Source organism: Lysobacter fragariae, assembly GCF_054779775.1.
In genome coordinates this window covers 43,049-69,161 of the sequence record NZ_BAAGXP010000002.1, presented here as the reverse complement: position 1 = coordinate 69,161, position 26,113 = coordinate 43,049, and the positions used below count along the sequence as shown (strand labels likewise).

Here is a 26,113-nt window from a genome sequence, read left to right as displayed (position 1 = left end):
CCTAAGCTGCGGCTGGATCCACGACGAGGAGGCACGCGATGGCGACCCGCTACTACATCAGCCTGCCCGATCCTGCGCGCGCACGCGGCAGCGATGCAGCACTCGCGTTCAACGCCAACGGCGCGGAGGAGTTCGCCGCACAACTGCAGGAAGCGTTGCGCACCACGTCGCTGTTCGAGCGCTGGCGTGCCTTGCAGGAAGACCCCGATGGCGTCGATCCATCCTTCGGTGCCACCGACCCTGCAACCACCGTGCATGGCGCGCAGGACGACCTGCACGTCGACCTGGTGGTGACCAGTTCGATCCCCGGCAACGTGCTCAAGCATCGCCTGCGCCTGCTGGCAGGCGGTGGCTGGGAGCTGCGTGACGTGACCGCCGCGTAGGGCGGGTCTCGACCCGCCGCTGGCCGCCAGGCGCTGCAAGGCATGGCGACAAGGAAACGACGACGGCCGTGGCGGCGCTGGTCTTCAGCGAATAGCAGCGAAGCTTCCCAACCTGCCTCGCGAACCCTGATGGCGGGTTAAAACCCGCCCTACCCGGTCCGGGCCGCCCAATCCGCCTACCCGACGGACGATTCCGCCGACACCACTTCGGACGCATCGTCGGGGCGGTGCATCGCCAGCAACGCCACGCGGCCGCTGATCCCTTCGCGCTCGAAGACGTGGTGCAGGTGGCTCTTCACGGTCTCCGGGCTGATGCCCAGGCGCCGGGCAATCTGCTTGTTGCTCATGCCCAACGCGGCCCAGTGGACGATCTCGCGCTGGCGATCGGTCAGCTGTGGCATGCGATCCACCGGCGCGGGCGCGCGGCGTTCGGCGGCCAGTGCGCGCGACAGCAGCACGGCATCCACGGCGAACAATCCGGTCTCCACCGCACGCAGGCTGCGCAGCAGCACCTCCGGCGACACCACTTTCTCCAGGCAACCGTTGCCACCCATTCGGGCACATTGGCGAAGCGTGGCGACGTCGGGGTGGCGGTAGAAGAACAGGCGCGGCATGCGTGCGCCCGAGATCTCCACCAGCCGTTCGGTCTGGGGATCGTCGCCGTCCAGCAGCCAGATCGCACGTTCCGAATTGGGCGCCGAGCGCAGCGACTGGGCAGAAAAGGCACCGCACCACGCCCATTCGCCACGCGTTGCCAGCACGCGCTGCAGATGCGCATGCCAGCGTCGATCGGCACCGAACGCCAGAACCGGCAATCCCGTCATTTACTAGCCTCCCACGTCGCCGGGGCTTGGCCCGGGACGCACCCATATCAGCCACAACGCGTGGCAGCGGCGGGGGCGGCCATCGCGACTTCCTCACCTGAGCGGGCGATTCCCGCGGTCGCGTCGCGGGACGAAAGTTTCCGGGCCGCAGGCTGTGGCCGCCCCGCTCGCATGCGCGCACATCCCCCAGCGAAGGAGTGCCACCCCCATGGCCACCATCAAAGCCTTCTTTTCGCGAACCAAACTTCCCGCGGTAACCGTGGGCCTCACCGTTGGCGTGGTTCTTGGCGCCACCGGCCTGATGTCCTCGGCACTGGCGGTCCACGCCGCGGCAGATCCGTTCGAGGTCGACGGCAATCCCACCCAGACCACCGCCGACGACGACTGGAACAACGTCTTCGACATCAACGCTCCGCCGTATGCCAACCCGCGCGAAGTACCGGAAACGGGCAGCGGCGAGACCTTCGTGGTCGACGGCCCCAACCTGCCCGGCGGCAAGGAATCGGCCGCGTGGTCCGGCAGCAACAAGGACATCGACACCATCAATACCTGGGAATACGCCGCGTCCAAGGTCACCCCGGACAAGGACAACATCACCAACGCGTACGCCAAGGCCTATTCGGTTCCTGGCTTCCCTGGCGGTGACTATCCGGGCCATCCGGCCGGCACGCACTCGCACCTGATCATCTACTTCGGCGCGGATCGCTTTGCCAACAACGGCGACGCGGCACTGGGGTTCTGGTTCTTCAAGGGCGACGTCGGGCTCGGGCCCAATGGCAAGTTCGCGGGCGAACACCAGGTCGGCGACCTGCTAGTGCAGGCTGACTTCGTATCGGGCGGCAGCAACAGCCAGGTGCAGATCTTCAAGTGGGTCGGCAGTGGCGGCAACATCAGCGGCACCCTGCAGGAGATCGTTCCGGAAACCGGTTCCAACGGCACCGCCGTGTGCACCGCCGACGACCGCGCCTGCGTGATCACCAACAATGCCGCGGCTGCTTCGCCGTGGGCCTACACGCCGAAGGCAGGCGCCGCCGGCACCTTCCCGTCCGAGTCGTTCTTTGAAGGCGGCGTCGACGTCACCGCGCTGGTGGGGCAGGTCTGCTTCTCCAGCTTCATGGCCGAGACCCGTTCGTCGCACTCGGAAACCGCGGAGCTGAAAGACTTTGCACTGGGTGATTTCGACCTGTGCTCGGTCGACGTCGAGAAGGTGTGCTTCTCCGACAACGGCACGACCAGTCCGAAGTTCGACCCGGTCGCCGAGACCTACACCACGCGGCATACGGTCACGATCACCAATGACGGCTTCGGTCCGATCTACGACGTCAAGCTGACGGACAACGCGGTCACGGCGACGCGGGTCTGCTCGATCGCCTCGATCAGCGGCGGCACCAACCCGACGACGGTTCCGGCGGGCGGCATCCTGTTCGCCAACAACAGCACGCCGCAGCTCATCGCCGGTGGACTGGCTGGAGGCCAGTCGATCACGGTCGGCCTGGTGTGCGTCACCGACGCCAACCCGTTCGCCAACAGCGCGACGGCATCGGCATCGGCCAGTCCGGGCGGCACCCAGGACGTCACCGACTACGACCCGGAACTGGCGGGCAACGACGGCCTGCCAGGGTGCACCCTGACCCTGGGCGCCGGCCTCAAGCTGACGAAGTTCTGCCAGGGTGATCCGGGCACCAATGAAGAGCCCAACACCCAGTACCAGGCCGGTGACATATCGGTTTTCCTGAACCCGAACAACGGCTACGCGCCGCAGGTGTGCGTGGACATCGCCCTGTCCAACCTCACGTCCAGCCAGCGCATGGTCATCGACACGTTCAGCGACACCGACGTGGGCAACCTGCTCCCGGCGGCTGGTCTGACGCTCGCGCCGCAGGGAACGGCAGGCGACACCTACTACGTGTCCAAGTGCTACAACCCGACCGCGCCGGACGGCAACCAGACCAATCCTGGCCTGGCCGCCTACAGCGACACGGTGAGTGCCACCGGTCACGGCAAGACCCAGCCGATACCGGCAACGGCAACGCCGAAGACCGCAACCTGCAAGCTGTGCCCCACTTGCCCGAGCTGCCCGCCAGGCTGATCGCGCAGGGGCGTTGAGTCTCGCCATCGCCTTCGGGCGATGGCGGAGTGGCCCGTCATTCGTTGCAGCAACCTCCCCCTGATCCGCTGCAACGATGATGGCCCGGGGCGATGTGACGGATCACATCGCCCCGTGCTTTTTCCGGACATCTGAAAAAACAAAGCCCGGATGAGGATTTCATCCGGGCTTTGTCGTCTGCGGCCGCGTCGACGGCAGCGGACTTCCCCCTGTTACTTCGCGCTGAAGCCCGCGCTGGCGGTCACGCTCTGGCTGCCGCTGGTGGCGTCGGCGCGCACGGCGTAGGTGCCGATCGCCGACTTCGTCTTGCCCAGCTTCAACGTGGCGCGTGCAAAACCATCACTCCCCGTGGTCGCATTGATCACCGTGGCCGCGCCGCCCGGCAGGGTGACGGTGAAGCGCACGGGGACGCCCGATGCGGCAGCACCGCTGCTCAGCACGCGTGCGCTCATGGCGACGGTTTCGCCGCGCAGGTAGCTGCTCTTGTCGGTGCCGACGGACTCGCTCAGCACGCCCGATGCTGCAGCGACCGAGTAGGTGATCGATGCGTTGGCCGTGTGCGCGCTGCCCACGGCGCTGCTGCTGCCCACGCCGATGCCGTAGCTGCCCGCTGCTGCCGTGGTGGCCGAAGCGACGCTCAGTGTCGTGGTGGTGCTGGCGCCCGGGCTCAGGGTCACGCTGCTGCTGCCCAGGGTGCCGGTCCAGCCAGCCGGAACGGAGCGCGCCAGGGCGAAGGTGGTGGCGGCACAGGCGCTGCTGTCACGGTTGGTGACGTTCACGGTGTAGCTCAGCGACGAGCCGGCGGCGACGGCCGAGGTCGGACCGGTCACGCTGACGGTCGGCGTGGCGCGGGTGCAGGTCGGGGGCGGCGAACCACCGCCGACAGTCACCTGGACCACTGCACCGTTCGCGTCCATCGACTGCAGGGTGATGGTCACGCCAGCGGTGCTGTCGGTATAGCTGCGGCCGACGGCGAGCGCGGCGTCCTTGGTATCCATGTAGTTGGACGACGGATCGCTGTTCGGTGTCATGTCCAGCAGGTTGCTGTTGACGCCATCCAGGTGGACCAGCACGCCCTTGGTCAGGGTGCCGATCGCGCCCAGACCCGCATCGAAACCCACCGCCTGGCGGTATTCGACGTAGTAGTAGCTCATCTTGCCGGTGGCCAGATCGATGCCGCGCGCGATCTTCAGCGCCTTCGCACCGGTGGCCATGGTTTCGAACGGCGACAGCGCGTAGGTACCGCTGGCGCTGACCGTGGTGATCGCCGGGGTGCCGACGGCGCCCAGCCAACCCAGGCGCTCCTTGTGCACGGTGTTGAAGTGCGAGGCATAGCCGCCGCCCATCGTGTCGGCCAGGTCGCCATAGCTGTTGTCGGTGCAACTGGTGCCGATCACGGCACTGCCGCATTCCTGCGTGCCCGAGTGCATCAGGCCGAAGGTGTGCGCCAGCTCATGGATGACCAACTGCGCGTTGGGATCGTTGGATGTGGCGAACACGCGTGCGGGCAACGCAGTGCCGGAATTGGTGCCGCCGTCCATGCAGGCCTTGCCGGGCATCAGGTAGATCAGGCGTTCGTACTGCGCCAGGTTGACGCCGGCAGCGATGAGCTTCTTGTCGGCTTCCTGCGCGAACAGCGTGTTGTTGCACTGCGCTTCGCTGACCGGGATGGTGACCCAACCGTAGGTAGCGCCGCTCAGGAAGGTCTTCTGGTACGACGCTTCCCAGTAGTAATCGCTGACCGTGCCGAACACGAGCGTGTTGGCGGCGGCGGGCGTGATGGGTTGCGTGGCCAGGTCCTGGAAATTGACCAGGATGACAGCGGTCTTCTGTTCACCGGTGGTGGCGGCATGCGCCGGCGAGGCGGCGAACAGGGAAACGAGCGGCAACAGCAGGGCGAACCCGGCGCGGAGCGCCGTCGTGGGGAAGTTCATCGGAGTAACGACCTCTAAAGCGGCTGCCGAACCGGTTCCACCGGTGCCGGACGTCGATGACGCCCGCGACTGCCCTGATGACGTGACCGACCTGTCCCTGTGTCGATCACCACCGTCGCCTCCCCCCGGGGGCGCCAGCGGCGGGAGGCATGGTCGTTACCCACCCCCGGCCAAACCGATACCCGGGACACAGTTCGCCGGCCCGGTTGATGAAAAATTCGCCAATCGGAGACTCGGGTCGCTTTTCTCGTGGCGCCGCGAAACAGTCGAATGCGGTCACGAGGACGTGAAGCCCCGTTCAGGTCAGGCGACACTGCCTGACGCCGTGTTTGTGAACAGGGAAAATCCGCAGTTGCGACGTGCTTCGGTGTCGCTTCGTATGCCCTGGATGAGGGGAAGCTCAATCCGAAACAGGCAAGGAAATTCTACCTCTCATCCTTACGGAGGGCCTGTCCTTCGACTTCGCTTCGCTTCGCTCAGGACGAGCGGGGTGAAGGTCGCGCAGATGCGCTAACGCTCATCCTGAGCGTAGCGCCGCAGGCGCGAAGTCGAAGTACGCCCGCTGCACGAGCGCGGTGGGATGTGCCCAGCCGCCTAGCGCGGCTGCGGCACGCAGTGATCGATGTCCATCAGGAACCCGGGCGCGCACTCGGCGGAACTGCGCACCATCGTCCGGCACAGGCCGCTGACCGGTTCGCACGTGTAGCCATTCGTGGCGCAGTTGCTGTCGGCGCCGGCGCTGTTGCGGCTCAGCGTCGGTGTCTCGCAATAGGCGTGGACCAGGCTTCCGCCCTTGCTTGTCCATTGCGCCAGCTTCGCGCGAAGGTCTTCATTTTCCAGGCGCAGTTGCTTGTTCCGTAACTGCGACTTCTCGAACTGCTGCTTGTAATCGATCTGAACGGTGTTGACCTGCGGCGTCGGCGCGACCATCGGCCGTACGGCCTGGAGGTTCTGCGCGAGCACCGGCGTGGCCAGCAACACCGACAGCGCCAAGGCACCGACCGCGCGACGCCAGGTCACTTCCATGGAACGGGCGTTCTTGAAGCTGGCATGCATCGCGATTCCCCGGAAAGCCGCCCCGCGGCGGCAGCGCGCCGAGCATAACGCCGCTCCCACTACCCGCGTCCAGCCGGTGGCAGCGGCGCTGGTTGCTGGCCCGGGCCTGGCAACGCCATCGGGCGCGCGGAGGCCCGCGGCACGCAACATCACCCGGCGACGAGCGAGGAGCGACGCGACTGCCCGGATGGCGTTGGCAGGCCCTAAACTTCCCGGCGCGTTTCGCCGCCATCTGTTCTGCAAGGGGAGTTTTGCAAATGCCGTTCCTGGGCCTGGGTCTGCACATGGTCATCGCGATCTTCTTCGCCATGCATGCGATCCGCAGCGGGCAGGATCGCTACTGGCTGTTCATCCTGTTCGCCTTTCCCGGCGTGGGCAGCCTGGTGTACGCACTGATGGTGTGGCTGCCGGAGATGCGCTACAGCCGTCATGGCCACGCGCTGGTGCGCGGCGTGAAGCAGGTGCTCGACCCCACCCGCGAACTGCGCGCCGCGCAGGATGCCTTCGAACTCACCGCCACCACCGACAACCGCCTGCGCCTGGCCGACGCCCTGCTCGGCTGCGGTCGCGCGTCCGAGGCCGTGCCGCAGTACCAGGCCGCGCTCAGCGGCATCCACAAGGACGACCCCGACATCCAGGTGCGCCTCGCCCGCGCGCTGCTGGAGTCCGGCCACGCCACCCATTCGCGCGAACTGCTGGACGAGCTGATCCGCAAGCGTCCGGATTTCCGTTCGCAGGACGGCCACGTCACCTATGCGCGCGCCGTCGCCGCCGAAGGCAACCGCGCGAAGGCGCGCGAGGAATTCGAGACGTTGCTCGGCTACGCCAGCGGCTTCGACGCCCACGCCCGCTATGCCGAGACGCTGGACGGCTGGGGCGAACACGACAAGGCCCGCGGTGTGTGCGAACAGGCGCTGTCGCGCGCCAAGCGCATGCCGGGTTACGCGCGCCGCCTCAACAAGCCGGAACTGGATCGCCTGAAGCAGTTGTCGACGCGGTTGGCGCGGGTTTCGTAACGCTGCAAACAGCCAAGGTAGGGCGGGTCTTGACCCGCCACCTTCATCTCGCGCAACTTGCGAACCTCACATCTCGCGGTAAACCCGCGACGTTGATCGACCGGAATGGAGGCGACACGCCCGGCGTCGATGGCGGGTCAAGACCCGCCCTACCCGGTGTTCTGGATGCCTGCGGCAATCCCGTTGACCGTTGCGATCAGCGACTGCAGCAACACTTCGTCCTCGCGCCCGGCGGCGCGCCAGCGGGCGAGCAGGTCCACCTGCAGCAGGCTGATCGGGTCGACATAGGGATTGCGCAGGCGGATCGACTGGCGCAGGCGATGGTCGTCGGCCAGCAGCTCGCGTTGGCCCTTGATCGCGAACACCGCATCGCGGGTGCGCTCGAACTCGGCCACCATCCCGGCGTGGAACTTCGCGTGCAGATCGCCGTGTGCCGTATCGCGCGCCAGCAGCGAGTAGCGCTCGAAGATCGCCAGGTCCGACTTGGCCAGCACCATCTCGACGTCGTCCACCAGCGTGTTGAAGAACGGCCAGTCGCGCGCCATCTCCGCCAGTGATTCCTGCCCGTGTTGCTGCAGCGCGCGCTGCAATGCGGTGCCGACGCCGTACCACGCGGTGAGTCCGGAGCGGTTCTGCGCCCACGCGAACACCCACGGGATCGCGCGCAGCGACGCGATGCCGGGTTCGCGCTTCACGCCCTCGCCACCGGCGCGCTTGCTCGGGCGCGAGCCGATGCGCAGGCGCTCGATCACGTCGATCGGCGTGGCCGCGCGGAAGTACGCGGGAAAGTCGGGGTCCTCGTGTACCAGCGTGCGGTAGTGCGCACGGGAATCGGCGGACAGTTGCGATGCCAACTCGCGCCACGCGTCTTCGCGCGGCTCGGCCACGCGCGGGCGCAGGGTCGCGCGCATCACCGCACCGATGGCCTGCTCCAGGTTGCGCAACGCGATCGCGCGGATGCCGTACTTGCGGTGGATCACCTCACCCTGTTCGGTCAGGCGCAGGGTGCCGTCGACGGAGCCGCGCGGCGCGGCGTTCACCGCACGCTCGGTCTTGCCGCCACCGCGGCTGATCGAACCGCCGCGACCGTGGAAGAAGGCGATGTGCACGCCGCTTTCGGCCGCCAGCGCGGTCAACGCCACCTGTGTGCGCTGCAGGGCCCAGCGTGATGCCAGCAGCCCGCCGTCCTTGGCGCTGTCGGAATAACCGAGCATCACCACCTGGCGGTTGCCGCGACTGGCCAGGTGCGCGCGGTACAGCGGATCGGCGAACAGGTCGTGGAGGGTGTCGGCGGCCGCGTCGAGGTCATCGACGGTTTCGAACAGCGGCGCGATGTCGAGCGGCACGCTGTCGCCCGCGTTTCCATCGCGAACCACGCAGCCGCCGATGCGGGCCAGGGCCAGCACAGCCAGCGCGTCGGCGGCGCTGCGGCTCATGCTGATGATGTACGGGCCGAATGCACGCTCACCGAAGCGCGGACGCAACGTGGCGATCGCGCGGAACACGTCCAGCGTGCTTCGCGAGGTCTCGTTGCCGCCACCACTGGCTTCGATTTCGCCACGCAGCAGGCGATGCAGCTGTGCGCAACGCTCGACGACGCTGCGTTCGCCCCACGTCGGGTCATCGAGCAGTGCCGCCAGCGCGGCATCGTGCGTGGCCGAATCCTGGCGCAGGTCCAGGCTGGCGAGGTGGAAACCGAAGCACGCCACGCGGCGTTGCAGGCGCCGCACCGCGAACCCGCCGGCGTGCTGGCCGCGATTGGCCAGCAGGCTGTCCTGGATCAGCGCGATGTCGGCCTGGAATTCGGCTGCATCGACGTAGCCTTCCGGCTCGTCGTGCGCCGTCGCCCACAGGCGCTGGTACATCAGCGTGAGCAGGTTGCGGTACGGCATGTCGGCGTGGCGCGGGCGCAGCTTGGCGGCATCGCGCGGCATGCGTTGGCAGTAGTCGTCGATGCGTGCCAGCAGTGCCGGGGACACGCCGACGCAACCCAGCGACTGGCTCAATGCCGCGCCCAGCGCGGTCAGGTCGCGCTGGTACGCCGCCAGCACCAGTGCGCGCTGCCCGGCGAGCGTGGCCGCGATGGTGTCCGCGCCGACATTCGGATTGCCGTCCATGTCGCCGCCGACCCAGCTGCCGAAGCCGATCACGTCGGGCACCCCGGCGTCGAAGCCGTTGTCGCGCAGCGCGTCCTCGAACACCTCGTAGAACACCGGCAGCACGCGGTAGAGCACGTCGGACAGATAGAAACCGACGTGGCGGAACTCGTCGGCAACGCTCGGCTTGGCCGCGGCGGTTTCCGCGGTCTGCCAGCCCGCGGTCAGGGCCAGGCGGATGCGTTCGCGATCGTTGCGGCGCTCACTGGGCGTGCGGGTGCGGTCGATGTCACCGATCAGGCAGGCGACGATCTCGCGCTCCTTCTTCAGCAACGCGCGGCGCACGGCCTCGGTGGGATGCGCGGTGAACACCGGCTCGACGCGCAGGCGCGACAGCAGCGCGAGCAGTTCGTCGCGCCCGACACCTTCGCGCACCAGCGTCGCCAGCACGTCGCGCAGTCCGCCCGGCGGCGGCGTCGCGCCCTGGCGCTCGTAGTCCCGGCGACGGCGGATGCGGTGCACGCGCTCGGCCAGGTTCACCGCCTGGAAATAGGTGCCGAACGCGCGGACCAGGTCGTTGGCGTGGTCGAGGCCGACGTCCGCCAGCGCCTGCGCCAGTTCCGACACCGGTGCGCCCGTCTCGCGACGGCGGATCGCGGCGCGGCGCAGCCGCTCGACGTCGGCGAGGAATTCCGGCGATCGCTGCTCGGCGAGGATCTCCCCCACCAGCGCGCCGAGCATGTTGACGTCCTCGCGCAGCAGGGCGTCGGTGGGTGCGAATTCGACGGTGCGCAGGGGTTCGGCGTTCATCGCGGCAGACAGGACGGTCATGCGGCGAAGTCTAGGGAGGAATCATGCTGCGTGGCAGCATGATTACAGTTGCAACTTTCTGCCCGGCTCATTTCGAACGGCATGAGGTCCGAGTGTTTGCCGTCATCCCCGCGAAGGCGGGGATCCAGCGTCTTTGAACGCAGGGCTGGAAGTCGCCCCCGCCTTCGCGGGGATGACGGCAGGAGTCGCGCTGCTCAGGTGTTCTTCAAACGCGCTGTCCCTTCTGGCGCAAGCGGGGAAGAGGAGCTCGATCCGCGCCCGGTTCCCAAAGGTCAATCAGTACGCGAACTCGCGGAACACGTGGTCGATATTGCCGCCCCACTCGCCGTGGAACAGCGCCAGCTTCCGCTCGGCCGGGGTTTCGTTGGCTTCGGCGAATTCGATCAGCGGCTCCAGGAAGCGACTTTCGTCGGTGCCATTGGCGTTGCGGCGCGCGCGACGCTGCAGGCCGGCAGCGGAGATCTTCACCGCTTCCAGCGCGAGGTCGCGCAGGCTGCCGTTACGGAACGGCAGCTTCAGGGCGTGCCTTGGCACGCCATCACGCAGTGCGTTGCGTTCAGCCATGGTGAAGTCCTTCACCAGGTCCCACGCGGCATCGAGTGCGGCATCGTCGTACAGCAGGCCGACCCAGAACGCCGGCAGCGCGCACAGGCGATTCCACGGCCCGCCATCGGCGCCGCGCATCTCCAGGTACTTCTTCAGTCGCACTTCCGGGAACGCGGTGGTCATGTGGTCGGACCAGTCGCGCAGCGTCGGCAGCACGCCGGGCAATACATCGAGCTCGCCCTTGAGGAACTTGCGGAACGACTTGCCGCTGGCGTCGATGTATTCGCCGTCGCGATAGGAGAAATACATCGGCACGTCGAGCAGGTAGTCGACGTAACGCTCGAAGCCGAACCCGTCCTCGAACACGAAGTCGAGCATGCCGGTGCGATCGGGGTCGGTATCGGTCCAGATGTGCGAACGGTACGAGAGGTAGCCGTTGGGCTTGCCTTCGGTGAACGGCGAATCGGCGAACAGCGCGGTGGCGATCGGCTGCAGCGCCAGCGACACGCGGAACTTCTTCACCATGTCGGCTTCGCTGCTGAAGTCGAGGTTGACCTGCACGGTGCAGGTGCGCGTCATCATGTCCAGGCCGAGGTCGCCACGCTTGGGCATGTACTCGCGCATGATCTTGTAGCGGCCCTTGGGCATCCACGGCATCTCGTCGCGTCGCCACTTGGGCTGGAAGCCCATGCCCAGGAAACCCAGCTGCAGTTCCTCCGCGACGGTCTTGACCTCGGCCAGGTGCGCATTGGTTTCGCGACAGGTCTCGTGGATGTTTTCCAGCGGCGCGCCCGAGAGTTCGAGCTGGCCTGCCGGTTCCAGCGTGACCGATGCGCCGTCGCGGACCAGGGCGATGGTGCGGCCATGCTCCTGGACAGGCTCCCAACCGAAGCGGGTGAGCCCGGTGAGCAGCGCTTCGATACCGCGCTCGCCGTCGAACGTCGGCGCACGCAGGTCGTCGATGCGGAAACCGAACTTCTCGTGCTCGGTGCCGATGCGCCAATCCGCGCGCGGCTTGTTGCCACTGGCGATGTACTCCACCAGTTCGCGGCGATCGGTGATCGGTGATTCGGCGACGTTGCTCGGGCTCGACATGGGGGATTGCTCGTTGAAGGCATGGGCGATATGGGGCCGGTGGCCCAGCATCGCAATCGGCGTAGGGCGGGTCTCGACCCGCCATCAAGGCAGTAAGGCAACCACGGCCGAGGCCACGGCGGGTCGAGACCCGCCCTACAATCGGCAATCGCCGCAGTGTAGACCTCGACTTGCCTTCGACAATGTCCCTCCTGCAACAGTGTGGTGTGGGCCTGCTGCTGGTCACGATGTCGATGGACGTGGCAGCAACCACACTGGAACGCGGCAACGGCCCGGAACCTTCGACCCTCGACGCGCACCGCTGCCAGGAAGTCGCCTGCGGCAACGTGCTGCGCGACCTGTACGAGGGCCTGGTGACCGAGGACGCGCGCGGCCGCCTCGTACCGGGCATGGCGCGCAGCTGGACCGTGTCGCGCGATGGCCGCACGTGGACTTTTACCCTGCGCGACGACCTGCACTGGAGCAATGGCGACGCGCTGGACGCGCCGCAAGTCGTGGCGAGCTTCCGCCGCGCGTTCGCACCGGCGACGGCGGCACCGTTCGGCGAGCTGTTCGACGCCCTGCACAACGCGCAGGCAGTGCAGGCGGGCAAGGTGGCACCGGAAGCGCTCGGCGTCGCGGCACCGGATGCACGCACGGTGGTGTTCACGCTGGACCGCAGCGCACCGCTGCCGGCGCTGCTGACCCTGCCGATCGCGTTCCCGGTGTACCTGCCGGCGGTCGCGACGTTCGGCGCGCAGCACACGCGCCCGGGACACCTGGTGTCGAACGGTGCGTACCGGCTGGCCGCTTGGACGCCGCAGGCGAACCTCGTCGTCGAACGCAACGCGCGCTTCCACGCGGTGCGTGACGTGGCGATCGAACGCGTCCGCTTCCACGTCACCGAGGACGCTGCCGCCGAGCTGCAGCGCTTCGCCGCCGGTGACCTGCACCTCACCGAAGTCGTGCCGCCGCAGCCACTGGAGGCATTGCGCACGCGGTTCGGATCGCAGCTGCGCATCTCGCCGTACCTGGGCGCGTTCTGGCTCGGTATCAACGTGACCCGACCGCCGCTGCGCGACGACCCGGCGCTGCGGCGCGCGTTGTCGCTGGCCGTGGATCGTTACAAGCTCACCCGTTTCATCACCGGCTTCGGTGAGCAGCCGGCTTACGGGATCGTGCCGCCCGGCATCGCCGGATACACGCCCGCGGCCACGACATGGGCATCGCTCAGCCAGCAACAGCGCGAAGCGCAGGCGCGTGCGCTGTACCGGGCCGCGGGCTATTCGACGAAACATCCGCTTGTGATCGAACTGCGCTACAACACCTCCACGCCGCACCGGCGCATGGCGCTCGCGGTCGCGGCGATGTGGCGCGAAGTGCTCGGCGCGCAGGTGCGGTTGCGCAACGAGGAATGGAAGGTGTTCGTCGGCAACCGCAAGCAGCGCGTGATCACCCAGGTGTTCCGCGGTGGCTGGATCGCCGACGTGCCGGACGCGCGCAACTTCCTCGCCGCATTCGGCAACGATGGACCGTTGAACTGGACCGGCTACGACGACGCCGGCTTCCGCGAACGACTACAGCACGCGGATGCCGCGAAGACCGAAGCCGCCCGCAATGCCTGGCTGCACGCGGCCGAGCAGCGGCTGTTGAACATGGACGCCGTAGTCCCGCTGTACTTCTACACGTCCAAGCACCTGGTCGACGCGCGGGTGCGCGGCTTTGACGCGAACGCGCTGGATCGACACGCCAGCCGCTGGCTGTCGCTGGAGCCGGCGCGATGATGCGCACGGCGAAGTACGCCACGTCGCGCCTGTTCGAGGCGGTGCTCACGCTGTGGTTGCTGGCGACGCTGTGCTTCGTGCTGCTGCGCGCCGCGCCGGGCGGTCCGTTCGATGCGGAAAAGGCTGCGCCGCCGGAAGTGCAGGCAGCGCTGGCGGCGCAGTACCGGCTGGATCGTCCACTGATCGCGCAGTACGGCGCGTGGCTGGGCGACGTCGTGCGCGGCGATCTGGGGCCGTCGTTCCAGTACCCCGATTACAGCGTGAACCAGCTGGTGGCGAGCGCGTTGCCGGTCTCTGCGCTCAATGGCGGGCTCGCGCTGTTGCTGGCCCTGGCTGTGGGCATTCCGCTGGGTGTGTGGTCGGCGTTGCGTGCCGGCAGCTGGGTCGATCGTGGCTTGATGTTCGTCGCCGGCCTCGGCCTGGCCGTACCTAAATTCGTCGTCGCGCCGCTGCTGGTGCTGCTGTTCGCGGTGACGCTGCACTGGCTTCCCGCCGGCGGCTGGGGCGAGTGGAAGAACATCGTGTTGCCGGTGGTCGCGTTGTCGTTGCCCAACCTCGCCTACTGCGCGCGGCTGACGCGCGCTTCGATGCTGGAGACGCTGTCCGCCGAGTACCTGCAGGCGGCGCGCGCACGCGGACTGTCGGAGGCGCGGCTGTTGTTCGCCCACGCGCTCAGGCCGACGCTGCTGCCGGTCGTGGCGTGGTTGTCGCCGGCGCTCATCAACGTGGTCACCGGCTCGGCGGTGGTCGAACAGGTGTTCGGAATTCCCGGCATGGGCCGCTATTTCGTGCAGGGCGCGCTCAACCGCGATTACACACTGGTGTTGGGGGTGGTGCTGGTGGTGGGCGCACTGATCGTTGCGATCAACACCCTGGTGGATGCGTTGCGCGGGTGGATGGATCCGCGGTTGCGGGATGCGTCCGCGTAGCGTGGGCGCCAAGTCGAAATAGAAGCAGCGACGGGTTACCGCAGCTCCAGCCAGCGACCAACGACTTCGCGCGCTTCGTCCACGCCCTGCTTCGATTCACCGGAGAACGTCTGCACGCTCACGGTGTCGCCGAACGCACGCGACAGCTCCATGCGCACCGCCTGCAGCGTGTTGCCGGCCGCGCCGCGGCCGAGCTTGTCCGCCTTGGTCAGCAGGACGTGCGAAGGCAGCTCGCGCTGCACGGCGTAACCGAGCATCTGCCGGTCGTAGTCCCGGAGCGGATGGCGGATGTCCATCACCACCACCAGTCCGCGCAGCGCCTGGCGGGTGCCGAAGTAGCTGGCGATGAACGCCTGCCAGTGCGCCTGCAGTTCCTGCGGGACCTTGGCGTAGCCGTAGCCGGGCAGGTCGACCAGGTATTTTTCCGGGTGCGTGGGCATGTCGAAGAACACCAGCTGCTGGGTGCGGCCGGGGGTCTTGGAGACCCGCGCCAGCGCGTTCTGCTGGCAGATCGCGTTGAGCGCGCTGGACTTGCCGGCGTTGGAACGGCCGGCGAAGGCGACTTCCAGGCTGCCGTCGGGCGGCAGCTGCCGGGGATTGTGCGCCGACAGCATGTAGCGGGCGCGGGCGAAGGGGTTGGGGGGGGTGGCCATGGCTACAGGATCGCATGAGCCCGTGCCCGCGGCCTCGGGGAGGGCGCACTTCGGTCATCCGGGGGCTTTGCGGCCAGCCGGGGGTCTGGTGGGGCTTCGGACGTCAGGCTGCTGTGTCCTCGCGGATCAGGCCGCCGGCGCGGCCTCGATACTCCTGCTTTTCCGGGATGGTCGTGGGCCGGTTTGACCGCTCCGCGGCCGGCCGCGATAATTTCGCGGTTTCGGCGCCAGCGGACCTGCTGCGGCGCCCCCAAGTGCAATTCCGGAGCCCTGCTCATGCGCCACGCCCGCGTCATCGGTCTCGTCGGTCTGTCTGCCCTCGCAGCCGCCGCCGTTGCCTTCGCCCAAGCCACGGTCACTCCGGTGCCGGACAACGCACCCGTGCAGACCGCGCCGCTGGTCGAAAAGCCCGCCACCTGGGGTGACGTGAAGGTCGGCGCGACCAAGGCCGGCACCTGCGCCGCCTGCCACGGCCTGGACGGCAACCCGACCGATCCGCAGTACCCGCGCCTGGCCGGCATGCCGGAGCGCTACATCGCCCACCAGATCGCGCTGATCAAGAGCGGCGAGCGCAACACCGGCATGGCCGCGGTGATGAAGCCCTACGCCGACGCGCTGAGCGCGCAGGATGCCCGCGACCTGGGCGCCTACTTCGCTACCCAGAAGGCCGCCGCCGGCGTCGCCGACGACACCCTGATCGTCGCCGGCCCCAACAAGGACAAGAAGTTCTTCGAAGTCGGTCAGCAGCTGTTCCGCAGCGGCGACAAGGACCGCGGTATCCCGGCCTGCATGGCGTGCCACGGCCCGGTCGGCGCCGGCAACCCGGGCCCGGCCTACCCGGCCGTCGCCGGCCAGCAGGCGGCCTACGTGAAGCGTCGCCTCGAGGAATACCGCGCCGGCACCACCACGCAGCAGGACCCGCACCTGTTCAACGTGATGGCGACCATCGCCAACAAGCTGACCGACGAGGAAATCGGCGCGCTGTCCAGCTACCTGCAAGGCCTGCACCCGACCGCGGACGACATCGCCGTGGGATCGGCCAAGCCGGGCCCGAGCGGCGGCTGAACTTGCGCCACAGGTAGCGGTCACAGGCTGCCTCCTTGTTGTTCAATACGCCGACCGTGCTCCACGGTCGGCGTTTTTGTTTTTACTGACACCACCCACTGACACCGCCTGCTGCGGTCCCAGCCTCCGGATATCCGATGAACAAGCGCTTCGCCCTGTTGTTGGCCCTGCTGATGCCCATCGCCGGCTTCGCCGCGCCTGCGCCGACGCCCGTTGAAGGCGAGGACTACCAGGTCATCGAGAACGGCAAGCCACTGGCGCCGTTGGCCGGCAAGATCGAGGTGGTGGAAGTGTTCGGCTACTGGTGCCCACACTGCGCCGATTTCCAGCCGCTGGTGACTGCGTGGGAAGGCAAGCTCGGCAAGGACGTGCGCCTGTCCTACCTGCCGCTGCCCAACGGCGATGACGACGCGCTTTCGCGTGGCTTCTTCGCCACCCAGGCCGCCGGCACGCTGAAGTCGGTGCACGAGGCCGTCTTTCGCGCGATCCACGACGACCGCACCCTGCCGCGCAACCCGAGCGTCGATGAACTGGCGACCTTCTACGGCACGCTGGGCATGAACGCCGAGCGCACTGCCAGCCTGATGAACAGTCCGTCGATTACCGCCCAGCTCAAGCCGGCATGGGATTTCGCCATTCACGCCGGCGTCGAAGGCACCCCGACCCTGATCGTCAATGGCAAATATCGCGTCGCCGGCCGGCAGTTCGCCGACATGCTGCGCATCGCCGACTACCTGATCGCGCGCGAACGCGCTGCGCGTCGCCGCTGATCGGCGCGCGCGACGCGCCGGCCTCGTATCCTTGACCGCTGCACTACCTCTTCAAGGCGGCCCTGCCGCTGCACTACCTCTTCAAGGCGGCCCTGCCGCTGCACTACCTCTTCAAGGCGGCCCTGCCGCTGCACCACCTCTTCAGGGCGGCCCTGCCGCTGCACCACCTCTTCAGGGCGGCCCTGCCGCTGCACCACCTCTTCAGGGCGGCCCTGCCGCTGCACCACCTCTTCAGGGCGGCCCTGCCGCCCAACCCGCCACTCCGGAGATTCCCTGATGTCCCTGCGCCCGGCCCTGCTGCTCGCCCTGCCCCTTTCGCTGATGCTGTCGTTGGCCGCCTGCAACAAGGCCGACAACACCAGCGCGCCCGCTGCCGATGCCACGACCACCGCGGCAGACACAACCACGCCGGCCAACCCGGAGAACCCGAGCAGCCCGGCAGCGGAAACCCCAATGCCCGAAGCCACCCCGGAACCGACACCTGCCGCCACGGCCGAAGTCCCGGTTGGCCCGGCTCCGGTGGCCGGCATCGACTACGCCGACATCGCCGGCGGCCAGCAGTTCGAGCCGACCGCGGACAAGATCGAAGTCGTCGAAGTCTTCAGCTACACCTGCCCGCACTGCGCCGAATTCGAGCCGATGCTGCTCGCCTGGCGCGGCAGGCAGACCGCGGACGTCAAGTTCACCCCGGTCGCCGGTCCCTTCGGCGGCAACCCGGAGCCGTTCGTGAAGGCGTTCTACGCCGCACAGTCGCTGGGCCTGCTGGCGAAGACGCATGAGGCGCTGTTCCGTGCGATCCACATCGACCATAGCCTCAACGCGATGGGTGCGGACAACGAGAAGGTCGCCGCGTTCTACGGCAAGTTCGGCGCGGACCCGAAGGTCTTCCTGAGCACCATGACCAGCTTCGCGGTCGACGCCAAGGCCAAGCGCGCGATCCAGTACATCCAGGCCGCCGGCGTCGAAGGCACGCCGTCGCTGGTGATCAACGGCAAGTACCGCGTCACCGGCAAGACCATGGAAGACACGCTGCGCATCGCCACGCACCTGATCGCGAAGGAGCGCGCCGCCCAGGGCGGTGCCGCTCCGGCCGCCGGCGGCTGAGCATCCACGACGGTGGCCATGCCGCTCGCGCCCGGCCACCGTCGACTCCGGCTGCTCAGCGCCAACATCCAGGCGGGCTCGAGCACCCGGCGTTACAGCGACTACGCGACCCGCAGCTGGTCGCACGTGTTGCCGATCGGCAACAAGCGGATGAGCCTGGATGCCATCGCGCAACTGGCCGGCGAACACGACATCGTCGGCCTCAATGAAAGCGACCCGGGCAGCCTGCGCTCGGGCTTCACCAACCAGACCCACTACCTCGCCCAGCGCGGCGGCTTCCATTACTGGAGCCACCAGCCCAACCGCCGTGTCGGCGGCGTGGCATCCAGCGCCAACGGCCTGTTGAGCAAGCTGGAACCGGTCGAAGTCATCGACCATCCACTCCCGGGCCGCATCGCCGGCCGCGGCGTGCTGCTGGCGCGCTTTGGTGGGCACGCGGAATCGTTGCTGGTGGCGGTCGCGCACCTCTCGCTGGGCGCGCAATCGAGAGCGTCGCAACTGGCTTTCATCGCCGAGCTGCTGCACGACCATCCGCATGCCGTGCTGATGGGTGACTTCAACTGCGACATCGACCGACCCGAGATGCGCGCGCTGTTCCAGCGTACGCGACTGCAGCCACCGACCGACGCAGTGGCGACATTCCCGAGCTGGCGCCCGCAGCGTGCGATCGACCACATCCTGCTGGGTGATGGTTTGCAGCATCGCCACGCGCGCGCGCTGCCCGCAGCGCAGTCGGACCACCTGGCGTTGTCGCTCGAGCTGGACGTGCCGGAGCGGGCGCTGGGCTGAGGTCGCGGGCGCAGCGAGCAGGCGCTTGTGATCGCGGGGTCGTGACACGACGGGTGTCGGCAAGCCCGCTGCGCGGATCGCTGACACCTGTCTGCGGTAGAGCGGATCTCCGTTCTTGCCGTCGATGCCCGATCGAGCAAAGAGCAGCAGGCTCCGCTCTGCAAACCCGACGGCCAGCACCATCAGGCGTGACCCGTAGTGCTTGCCCGGCGCGACTTCCTGTTGCGGGCGCATTGCGGAATGCGGGCGCTTTGGGCTGGTGCCGATCGAGGTCGGCATGCATCGGGCCACTTCCTCAGCGTCTCCCATGCCCGGCAACGCCAAAAGAAAACGGCCGGTGGATTCCACCGGCCGTTGTTCGTTTTCCCGTCTCGGGGACGCGCGCTGCACGTCCCTTCGACAGTCGCCTGCTACGCGATCAGAAGCGCAGGTCGGCGCGGACGTACCAGAAGCGACCACCCGGGATGTCGTAGGTGGACGGATCGAAGCCGTTGAGCGCGCACGAGGTGCACACCGGCGGATCCTTGTCGAACAGGTTGTTGACGCCGGCGGTCAGTTGCAGGCCCTTCATCCAGTTGAACTTGTAGCCAACCTGCGCGTCGTTGTAGGTCACCGCTTCCAGGTCGTTGGTCACGCCATCGGCGTTGCAGTACAGGCCCGGATCAGCGGCAAGGCAGGTTTCGGTCATCGCGGAGATGTGGCGAACCGTCCACGAAGCGCTCCAGCGGTCCTTGCGCCAGTCAAGCGACGCATTGGAGGTCCACTCGGGGATCGACACCACCGGATCGCCCTGCGCGGCACCCGGTTCCTGCGGCTGGCGCTGGCCCGCGGCACCGACGGCTTCGTAACGGGTGACGAAGGTGTTCAACCAGCTGAACTTGAAGCGGCCCACCGAGGTTTCCGGCAGCTGCCAGAACACGTTCACGTCCCAGCCGTCGGTCTTGATCGAACCCAGGTTGGTCAGGAAGTTGCTGAACGAGTTGATCTGGCCGGCCGCCGTGCGGGTGATGCCGCTGCAGTACAGCGGATCCAGCGTGTCCACGCACAGGTCGAGCTGGGTCTGCGCGGAGATCGCCTGGATCGCGCCTTCGACGGTGTGGCGATAGAACGTCGCCTCGATGTCGAACTTCTCCGACCACTTCGCGCCATTGCCGAACCACGGGCTCCAGACCACGCCGGTGGTGAAGCTCTGGGAACGCTCGGGATCGAGGTTCGGGTTGCCGCCGGTGTTGACCGAGATCTGCGGATCGATCTGGACCGTGCCGGCCGGAACACCCAGCGCCGTGCAGTTGGCCGCGCTGCCAGTTGCCGGGTCACCGGCCGGGCTGATCAGGCACGGGTCGCGCAGCTGCTGGTCGAAGCGGCTCTGCAGGCCGAACAGCTCACCGATCGACGGCGCGCGGAAGCCCTTGGAGTAGGTGGCGCGCATCATGAAGTCGTCGGTCAGCTGCCAACGCAGGCCGTACTTCGGCGTGAACTCGCCACCGAAGGTCGAGTAGTCCGAGTAACGGCCGGCCAGGCTCAGGTCGAGGCGCTTGCCGAAGGAGCTGTCGCGCAGCAGCGGCACGTTCAACTCGACGTACGCTTCGTTGACGTGGTACTGGCCCGACGTCGGCGACGACGGCACGCCGTTGTATTCGCCGGCGACGGTGATCGGATCGGGATCGTAGGAACCCTGGTACTTGCGGTACTCCAGGCCGGTCGCGAACGAGACCGCGCCCGCCGGCAGGTTGAACAGGTCGCCGCTGATGTTCGCGGTGAACTGGCTCAGCTTCTGCTCGCTGCGGTCATGCAGCACCGGGCTGATCCAAGCCAGCATTGCCGGGGTGATGGTGCCGAAGCCGAAGATGTCCAGCGGTACGCAGCCGGCGATGGTGCCGCAGTTCGGGCCCAGGGCCTCGACGATGTGGCGGGCGTTGTAGCTGCCGCGATTTTCCTGCTCGGCCTTGTTGCGGCTGTAGGAGAGATTGACGTCCCACGCGAAATTACGCTCGCCGGCACTGAACACGCCTTCCACGCCGGTGGCGAGGTAGCTCGTGTTGACCTCCTGGTTGAACACGCGCGGACCGCCTTCGAGCGGACGACGGCGGATCGTGCCGATGTTGCTGGCGTCGAGCTGGAAACCGAACGGATTGAACGGATTGTTCGCGGCGATGACGACGTTGTCGTTCCACACGTTGCCCGAACCCGGACCCAGGTCGATCGGCTCCGGTGCAGCCTGGTTGGTGGATTCGCGACGGTTGACCAGCGCCTTCACGTACCACGACATGTTGTCGCTGATGTCAAAGCGGAACTGGCCGAACAGGCCGGTGCGCTTGGACGGCGTGACGACCAGGTTGTACGGCGCGTAGTTGAATGCGTCGTTGCCGAAGCTGAAGCAATGGAAGCCGTCGGTGCGCGCCACGCCCGAATCGCAATCGGGCAGGCCCGCGGTGTAGGTCGGGTTGTTCAGGCCGGCATTGGTGGTCAGGTCGTAGGTGACGCCGTTGGACGGGTCGGTGACGATGAAACGGCCGCCGGGCACGCGCGAGCTGCCGCCCTGGATCGGGGTCGCCGAGATGTCGCGGTCGGCCGAGCGGACCGGATCCTGGTCGGTGTGGCTCAGGCCCAGGAACAGGCTGGTGCGATCGGTGGTGTGGCCCCAGGCAAGATCGATGCCCTTCAGCGCACCGTCGCCTTCGCTGTATTCGCCGTAGTTCAGCGAAACCTGGCCGCCTTCGAAGTTGCGACGGGTGATCACGTTGACCACGCCCGCGATGGCGTCGGAGCCGTACAGCGAGGAGGCGCCGTCCTGCAGCACTTCGATGCGCTCGACGATTGCCAGCGGGATGGTGTTGAGGTCGGTCGCAGCGCCCACGCCGGATGCGGAGGACTCATTGACCCAACGCATGCCGTCGACCAGCACCAGCACGCGCTTGGCGCCCAGGTGGCGGAGGTCGACCTGCGCGGAGCCGGCGCCGACGCCGTCGCCGTTGGCCGGGAAGCCGGAGTTACCCGACGAGTTGACCTTGGTGTTCAGCGCGGAACCCGAACCGGTGAGCTCCTGGATCAGGTCGCCCAGAGAGGACTGGCCGGTGCGTTCGATGTCCTCGCGGGTCAGGGTCTGGACCGGGACCTGCGTCTCCATGTCCGCCTTCTTGATGCGCGAACCGGTGACGGTAACGGTATCGAGGGTGGTGGCCTTGGCGGCCGGGGCGTCCTGCGCCGCGGCAACGGCGGGCAGGGTGATCAACAGCGACAGCTGGATGGCTTTCGCCAGAGTCTGGCGGCGCAGCGACTTCATTGACTCTCTCTCCTTGGAATTCTTATGAACGGCTAGGCGGAACGCGATGCGGAACCCGGGACGCAGGGGTGAGTCGGCGCCTGGAATGTCAGGCGCCTGCTGGTTTGTAAACAATTAGTGAATCGGCCACAAGACGCAAAGGTCGTGGCCGCCCCCGGCAAGTGCAGGCGCGTCTCAGTTCGAGAGCATCAGGCTGGCTGCCACCGCGACCAGGAACGCGGAAAACACGCGCTTGAGGGTCCTGCCGTCCAACCGGTGCGCCAGTGCAGTGCCGTAGGGCGCCGCGAAGACCGATGCGGCGGCCACGCCTATCGCGGCAGGAAAATACAGATAGCCGGCTGCGTATTGCGGCAGCGCACCATCGGGCGCATGCAGGGCATAGCCGGCCGCGCTGGCCAGGCCGATGGCGACGCCACACGCCGACGACGTCCCCACCGCCCGCACCGGCGCCACGCCGCGCCACACCAGCAACGGCACGGTCATGCTGCCGCCGCCGATGCCCACGACCGCCGACAGCGCACCGATGCCGCCGCCGGCCACGCTCATCAGTGGGCCACGCGGCGCGGGAACAGCCAGCGAATCCAGATGGCGTGGCTTGCTGAGGGTCAGCTGCGCCGCCGCGAGCAGGCAGTAGCCAGCAACGATCCAGCGCAGCATGTCGCCATCGATGCGCACCGCCACGCCGCTGCCCAGCCAGCCGCCCAGCAGCAGGCCGGGCACCATCCATGCGACCGTTGGCCACATCACGCCGCCGCGCCGGTTGTGCGCGCGCGCGGACGCCGCTGCCGTCATCACGATGCTGGCGAGCGAACTGGCCAACGCCGCATGCATGGCCGCCTCATGCGGGATGCCCATCAGCGGCAACAGCCACGACAGCGCAGCGACCAGGACCAGGCCACCGCCGACGCCAAGCAGGCCCGCGAGGATGCCCGCGACCACGCCCAGGGCAAGGAAGACCAGCAGCGAAAGCGGAAGCGCGATCTGCAAGGCGAGCCTCATGGCCAGTGCAAGGAGGCGCGATGGTCGCACATGGCGCATTGCCCCGGCCTTTGCGCGGGTTGGCGCTTTCCGCGGCCGTTCTACGTTGACTTGCGCATGGACCACGCAATCACGCGACGTCGACGTCGCCCTCATCTGTCGATGCACGCAACAGTGCATCCATGCTTCACGCGCACGATTGCCCGCGCAATGCGCAGCGCGCTGTCGGCATGCGCAACCTCCGCGCGATCTTTCCGTTCATCGTGTTTCGTTATAGTCACCGCATGATGTCCCCCCGCATCTTCTTCACTGCCGTCGCGTCGCTCGCCGCCGGCATCACGCCTTCGGCCACCGGCATGTCCTCGCTGCGCTGGGCGGCCGCGCCTGCGCAACAGGTCGCCGCGACGACCGTCGCCAACGCCGACCCCCAACTCGTCCGCGTGCGCAGCGCGATCGAAGCCGCCGAACGCGGCGACCTCGACGCCGCCCAGTACACCGACCTCGTCCGCCATCCGTTGTACGGCTGGATCGAATACGCGGGCCTGCGTCGTGACATGGCTTCGGTGTCGGACACGCAGGCCACCAGCTTCCTTGCCCGGTACGGCGGCCAGGCCGTAGGCGAAACGCTGCGCGAGCTCTGGGTGGCAGAAGCGGCGCGCCGCAACGACTGGAACGCCGTGCTGGCCGCATGGAGGCCCACGCTATCGCGCAGCAGCGAGCTGCGCTGCGGCGAGCTCAACGCGCGCCTGCAACTGGGCCGCGCCGACGCGCAGTGGACGAGCGACGCGCAGGCGCTGTGGCGCAGTACCGGCAAGTCGCTGCCATCTTCATGCGACGCCGTATTCGACGCACTGGCCACGCGTGGCGGACTGACGCCGGAGTTGCGCTGGGAACGCATCGACAAGGCCGCGGCGGAATGGCAGCCCGCGGTGATGCGCTACGCCGCGCGGGGTCTGCCTGCGGCCGATGCGGCACTGGGCAACGACTACGCCGCGTTCGTCGAAGCCGTGCACCCGCGCGCGCTCGACTGGCCCAAGACCGAACGCAGCCGCCGCATCGCCTCGTATGGACTGGCGCGATTCGCCAAATCCGTGCCGATGTCCGCGCAGGCGCAACTGGCGAAGTACGCCGACGCGCTTGGCTTCACCAGCGAGGACCGCGGCCGCGTGTTGTACCAGGCCGCCCTGTGGACGGTGGCCTCCTACGAACCCGAATCCGCGCAGCGCCTCAACGACGTCCCAGACGCCAGCTACGACGAGAAGCTGCACGAGTGGCGCGTGCGCGAAGCGATGTCGCGCTCCGACTGGCCCGCGGCCCTCGCCGCGATCCGCAAGATGGGCGACACGCAGCGCAACGACTCGCACTGGCAATACTTCGAGGCGCGACTTGCCGAACGCACCGGCGACAAGGCCGCCGCGCAGCGCCTGTTCGCGGAAGCGGCGAAGAAGGCCGACTTCCATGGCTTCCTCGCCGCCGACCGGATCGATGCGCCCTACACGCTGTGCCCGTGGGTGACGACCGATACCGATGCCGACAAGGCCGCGATCGCGCGCGACCCGGCCATCGTCCGCGCGATGGCGCTGTACAAGGTCGACCGCAAGGGCTGGGCGATCCGCGAATGGGATGACGCACTGTCGCGCTTCAACGATGACCAGCGTCGCATGGCGGTGGAAGTCGCGCAGGACAACGGCTGGTTCGACCGCGCCGTGTTCTCCTTGGGCAAGGACCCGCAGGGCACGCCCAAGCCCGAGGAACTGCGCCTGTACACGCTGCGCTTCCCGCTGCACCACGACGCCACCATCCGCCGCGAGGCCGCGACCAACCGCCTCGATCCCGCGTGGATCGCCGGGGAAATCCGTGCCGAGAGCGTGTTCGACCCGCGCGTGCGTTCGCAGGCCAACGCGATGGGGCTGATGCAGCTGCTGCCGGGCACCGGCGCCGGCGTCGCCGCGCGACTGGGCCTGCCGTGGGGCGGAGCGGAGTCGCTGTACGAACCCGACACCAACATCGTCCTGGGCAGCGCCTACCTGCGCGAACTTCTGGACAAGTACGGCGGACAGCCCTACTTCGCCATCGCCGGTTACAACGCCGGTCCTGCGCCGTTGGCGCGCTGGCAGTCGCAGCGGCCGGGGATGGACCCGGATTTCTGGATCGAGACGATCAGTTACAAGGAAACGCGCGATTACGTCGCCCGCGTGCTCGCCTTCAGCGTGCTCTACGACTGGCGCCTCAATGGGGACGCGCTGGCGCTGAGCGAACGCCTGCGTGGCCGGCTGGATGGCGCGCGCAAGAAGTTCGTGTGTCCGCTGGCGCAATCGCCTGTGGCCGCGCCGGCAGCCCCGACCCCACCGACGAAACCGGAAAAGAAAAAGCGCCGACATTGAACGGGACCGCCGCACCGCGCTGGCAACGGCTGCGGTGCGACTTCGTCCCGTGCCGACGGAACGCAGACAGCGTGCTCGTTCCATGTCGACGCACCACCCTGCGGAGAAATGTTCCATGGGCATCATCGACACCCTCCTGGGCCACGCCGACGAGAAGAACCTCGACAAGGTCGCCGAAGACTTCGCGCCTCTGCTCGCACCGGGCGAAACGCTGCAGCGCGCGTTCGGGCTGATCCGCGACCTCATCGTCTTCACCGATCGCCGCCTGGTGCTGGTCAACAAGCAGGGTGTCACCGGCAGCAAGGTGGAATACCTCAGCATTCCCTATCGCAGCATCGTGATGTTCTCGATCGAGACCGCCGGGCATTTCGACCTGGAAGCCGAGCTGCGCATCTGGATTTCCGGCCAGCCGGCGCCGATCATCCGCACACTGGGACGCAACGCCGGCGCGGAGGAAATCGTCGCGCTGCTGGCCGCCCGCGGGTAAGCCCGCAACCAGAACGAATG

General features: G+C 67.7%; 19 protein-coding genes. 11 read left to right on the top strand and 8 right to left on the bottom strand.

Translation table 11 applies throughout. The features are described 5' to 3' along the window. The first annotated feature begins 38 nt into the window (after positions 1-38). Entirely contained in the window at positions 39-383 is a 345-nt protein-coding gene (locus tag ACYVD7_RS02865) for a hypothetical protein (RefSeq protein ID WP_460758840.1), read from the top strand. A 176-nt stretch (positions 384-559) separates the two neighbouring features. On the opposite strand, the gene ACYVD7_RS02860 is transcribed toward ACYVD7_RS02865, so the two are convergent. After that, positions 560-1,207, bottom strand: a complete 648-nt coding sequence (locus ACYVD7_RS02860; RefSeq protein WP_460758838.1) for a LuxR C-terminal-related transcriptional regulator — start codon at positions 1,205-1,207, stop codon at positions 560-562. Between the two features lie 208 nt (positions 1,208-1,415). Between ACYVD7_RS02860 and ACYVD7_RS02855 the strand changes: the two genes are divergently transcribed. After that, complete coding sequence (locus ACYVD7_RS02855) at positions 1,416-3,296, top strand: hypothetical protein (RefSeq protein WP_460758837.1); 1,881 nt, start codon at positions 1,416-1,418, stop codon at positions 3,294-3,296. Positions 3,297-3,526: 230 nt separating this feature from the next. Here ACYVD7_RS02855 and ACYVD7_RS02850 read toward each other — a convergent pair whose 3' ends face one another. Both ACYVD7_RS02850 and ACYVD7_RS02845 read right to left on the bottom strand, forming a co-directional pair. Beyond that, the gene (locus tag ACYVD7_RS02850; protein ID WP_460758835.1) at positions 3,527-5,248 is read right to left on the bottom strand and encodes an NEW3 domain-containing protein; all 1,722 of its coding nucleotides are present in this window, start codon (positions 5,246-5,248) and stop codon (positions 3,527-3,529) included. Positions 5,249-5,842: 594 nt separating this feature from the next. Then, the gene (locus tag ACYVD7_RS02845; protein WP_460758833.1) at positions 5,843-6,304 is read right to left on the bottom strand and encodes a hypothetical protein; all 462 of its coding nucleotides are present in this window, start codon (positions 6,302-6,304) and stop codon (positions 5,843-5,845) included. Between the two features lie 257 nt (positions 6,305-6,561). Here ACYVD7_RS02845 and ACYVD7_RS02840 point away from each other — a divergent pair, with 257 nt between their 5' ends. Then, a complete protein-coding gene (locus ACYVD7_RS02840) occupies positions 6,562-7,320 on the top strand; it encodes a tetratricopeptide repeat protein (protein WP_460758832.1) in 759 nt (252 codons plus the stop codon). A gap of 149 nt (positions 7,321-7,469) precedes the next feature. Here ACYVD7_RS02840 and ppc read toward each other — a convergent pair whose 3' ends face one another. Then, positions 7,470-10,247, bottom strand: a complete 2,778-nt coding sequence (ppc, locus tag ACYVD7_RS02835; RefSeq protein ID WP_460758830.1) for a phosphoenolpyruvate carboxylase — start codon at positions 10,245-10,247, stop codon at positions 7,470-7,472. 276 nt (positions 10,248-10,523) lie between these two features. Continuing rightward, complete coding sequence (locus ACYVD7_RS02830; RefSeq protein ID WP_460758829.1) at positions 10,524-11,888, bottom strand: glutamate--cysteine ligase; 1,365 nt, start codon at positions 11,886-11,888, stop codon at positions 10,524-10,526. A gap of 182 nt (positions 11,889-12,070) precedes the next feature. Here ACYVD7_RS02830 and ACYVD7_RS02825 point away from each other — a divergent pair, with 182 nt between their 5' ends. Then, positions 12,071-13,651: a peptide ABC transporter substrate-binding protein gene (locus tag ACYVD7_RS02825; protein ID WP_460758827.1), complete on the top strand. Its 1,581-nt coding sequence runs from the start codon at positions 12,071-12,073 to the stop codon at positions 13,649-13,651. Further along, the gene (locus tag ACYVD7_RS02820) at positions 13,648-14,580 is read left to right on the top strand and encodes an ABC transporter permease subunit (RefSeq protein WP_460758826.1); all 933 of its coding nucleotides are present in this window, start codon (positions 13,648-13,650) and stop codon (positions 14,578-14,580) included. Before ACYVD7_RS02825 ends, ACYVD7_RS02820 begins: the two co-directional genes overlap by 4 nt. A 35-nt stretch (positions 14,581-14,615) precedes the next feature. On the opposite strand, the gene yihA is transcribed toward ACYVD7_RS02820, so the two are convergent. Beyond that, a complete protein-coding gene (gene yihA / locus ACYVD7_RS02815; protein ID WP_460758824.1) occupies positions 14,616-15,233 on the bottom strand; it encodes a ribosome biogenesis GTP-binding protein YihA/YsxC in 618 nt (205 codons plus the stop codon). Between the two features lie 276 nt (positions 15,234-15,509). Between yihA and ACYVD7_RS02810 the strand changes: the two genes are divergently transcribed. The 4 genes from ACYVD7_RS02810 to ACYVD7_RS02795 all read left to right on the top strand — a co-directional run bounded on the left by ACYVD7_RS02810 (position 15,510) and on the right by ACYVD7_RS02795 (position 18,961). Beyond that, positions 15,510-16,298, top strand: a complete 789-nt coding sequence (locus tag ACYVD7_RS02810; protein ID WP_460758822.1) for a c-type cytochrome — start codon at positions 15,510-15,512, stop codon at positions 16,296-16,298. Positions 16,299-16,435: 137 nt separating this feature from the next. Further along, positions 16,436-17,068 (top strand): thiol:disulfide interchange protein DsbA/DsbL, encoded by a 633-nt coding sequence (locus ACYVD7_RS02805; RefSeq protein ID WP_460758821.1) that lies wholly within the window; start codon positions 16,436-16,438, stop codon positions 17,066-17,068. A 276-nt stretch (positions 17,069-17,344) separates the two neighbouring features. Beyond that, positions 17,345-18,172 (top strand): thiol:disulfide interchange protein DsbA/DsbL, encoded by an 828-nt coding sequence (locus tag ACYVD7_RS02800; RefSeq protein WP_460758819.1) that lies wholly within the window; start codon positions 17,345-17,347, stop codon positions 18,170-18,172. A gap of 51 nt (positions 18,173-18,223) precedes the next feature. Then, the gene (locus ACYVD7_RS02795) at positions 18,224-18,961 is read left to right on the top strand and encodes an endonuclease/exonuclease/phosphatase family protein (protein WP_460759776.1); all 738 of its coding nucleotides are present in this window, start codon (positions 18,224-18,226) and stop codon (positions 18,959-18,961) included. A gap of 418 nt (positions 18,962-19,379) precedes the next feature. Here ACYVD7_RS02795 and ACYVD7_RS02790 read toward each other — a convergent pair whose 3' ends face one another. Both ACYVD7_RS02790 and ACYVD7_RS02785 read right to left on the bottom strand, forming a co-directional pair. Next, on the bottom strand, positions 19,380-22,244 hold the full coding sequence (locus ACYVD7_RS02790; protein WP_460758818.1) for a TonB-dependent receptor: 2,865 nt from the start codon (positions 22,242-22,244) through the stop codon (positions 19,380-19,382). Between the two features lie 174 nt (positions 22,245-22,418). After that, the gene (locus tag ACYVD7_RS02785; protein WP_460758817.1) at positions 22,419-23,243 is read right to left on the bottom strand and encodes a sulfite exporter TauE/SafE family protein; all 825 of its coding nucleotides are present in this window, start codon (positions 23,241-23,243) and stop codon (positions 22,419-22,421) included. Between the two features lie 263 nt (positions 23,244-23,506). Here ACYVD7_RS02785 and ACYVD7_RS02780 point away from each other — a divergent pair, with 263 nt between their 5' ends. Beyond that, entirely contained in the window at positions 23,507-25,606 is a 2,100-nt protein-coding gene (locus tag ACYVD7_RS02780; RefSeq protein ID WP_460758815.1) for a lytic transglycosylase domain-containing protein, read from the top strand. Between the two features lie 115 nt (positions 25,607-25,721). Then, the gene (locus ACYVD7_RS02775) at positions 25,722-26,093 is read left to right on the top strand and encodes a PH domain-containing protein (protein WP_460758814.1); all 372 of its coding nucleotides are present in this window, start codon (positions 25,722-25,724) and stop codon (positions 26,091-26,093) included. The last annotated feature ends 20 nt before the right edge of the window (positions 26,094-26,113 follow it).

Excerpts from the sequence above, each read along its gene's own strand:
- ACYVD7_RS02865 (WP_460758840.1), top strand. The coding sequence starts at position 39 with ATGGCGACCCGCTACTACATCAGCCTGCCCGATCCTGCGCGCGCACGC.
- ACYVD7_RS02860 (WP_460758838.1), bottom strand. The coding sequence starts at position 1,207 with ATGACGGGATTGCCGGTTCTGGCGTTCGGTGCCGATCGACGCTGGCAT.
- ACYVD7_RS02855 (WP_460758837.1), top strand. The coding sequence starts at position 1,416 with ATGGCCACCATCAAAGCCTTCTTTTCGCGAACCAAACTTCCCGCGGTA.
- ACYVD7_RS02850 (WP_460758835.1), bottom strand. The coding sequence starts at position 5,248 with ATGAACTTCCCCACGACGGCGCTCCGCGCCGGGTTCGCCCTGCTGTTG.
- ACYVD7_RS02845 (WP_460758833.1), bottom strand. The coding sequence starts at position 6,304 with ATGCATGCCAGCTTCAAGAACGCCCGTTCCATGGAAGTGACCTGGCGT.
- ACYVD7_RS02840 (WP_460758832.1), top strand. The coding sequence starts at position 6,562 with ATGCCGTTCCTGGGCCTGGGTCTGCACATGGTCATCGCGATCTTCTTC.
- ppc (WP_460758830.1), bottom strand. The coding sequence starts at position 10,247 with ATGACCGTCCTGTCTGCCGCGATGAACGCCGAACCCCTGCGCACCGTC.
- ACYVD7_RS02830 (WP_460758829.1), bottom strand. The coding sequence starts at position 11,888 with ATGTCGAGCCCGAGCAACGTCGCCGAATCACCGATCACCGATCGCCGC.
- ACYVD7_RS02825 (WP_460758827.1), top strand. The coding sequence starts at position 12,071 with ATGTCCCTCCTGCAACAGTGTGGTGTGGGCCTGCTGCTGGTCACGATG.
- ACYVD7_RS02820 (WP_460758826.1), top strand. The coding sequence starts at position 13,648 with ATGATGCGCACGGCGAAGTACGCCACGTCGCGCCTGTTCGAGGCGGTG.
- yihA (WP_460758824.1), bottom strand. The coding sequence starts at position 15,233 with ATGGCCACCCCCCCCAACCCCTTCGCCCGCGCCCGCTACATGCTGTCG.
- ACYVD7_RS02810 (WP_460758822.1), top strand. The coding sequence starts at position 15,510 with ATGCGCCACGCCCGCGTCATCGGTCTCGTCGGTCTGTCTGCCCTCGCA.
- ACYVD7_RS02805 (WP_460758821.1), top strand. The coding sequence starts at position 16,436 with ATGAACAAGCGCTTCGCCCTGTTGTTGGCCCTGCTGATGCCCATCGCC.
- ACYVD7_RS02800 (WP_460758819.1), top strand. The coding sequence starts at position 17,345 with ATGTCCCTGCGCCCGGCCCTGCTGCTCGCCCTGCCCCTTTCGCTGATG.
- ACYVD7_RS02790 (WP_460758818.1), bottom strand. The coding sequence starts at position 22,244 with ATGAAGTCGCTGCGCCGCCAGACTCTGGCGAAAGCCATCCAGCTGTCG.
- ACYVD7_RS02785 (WP_460758817.1), bottom strand. The coding sequence starts at position 23,243 with ATGAGGCTCGCCTTGCAGATCGCGCTTCCGCTTTCGCTGCTGGTCTTC.
- ACYVD7_RS02780 (WP_460758815.1), top strand. The coding sequence starts at position 23,507 with ATGATGTCCCCCCGCATCTTCTTCACTGCCGTCGCGTCGCTCGCCGCC.
- ACYVD7_RS02775 (WP_460758814.1), top strand. The coding sequence starts at position 25,722 with ATGGGCATCATCGACACCCTCCTGGGCCACGCCGACGAGAAGAACCTC.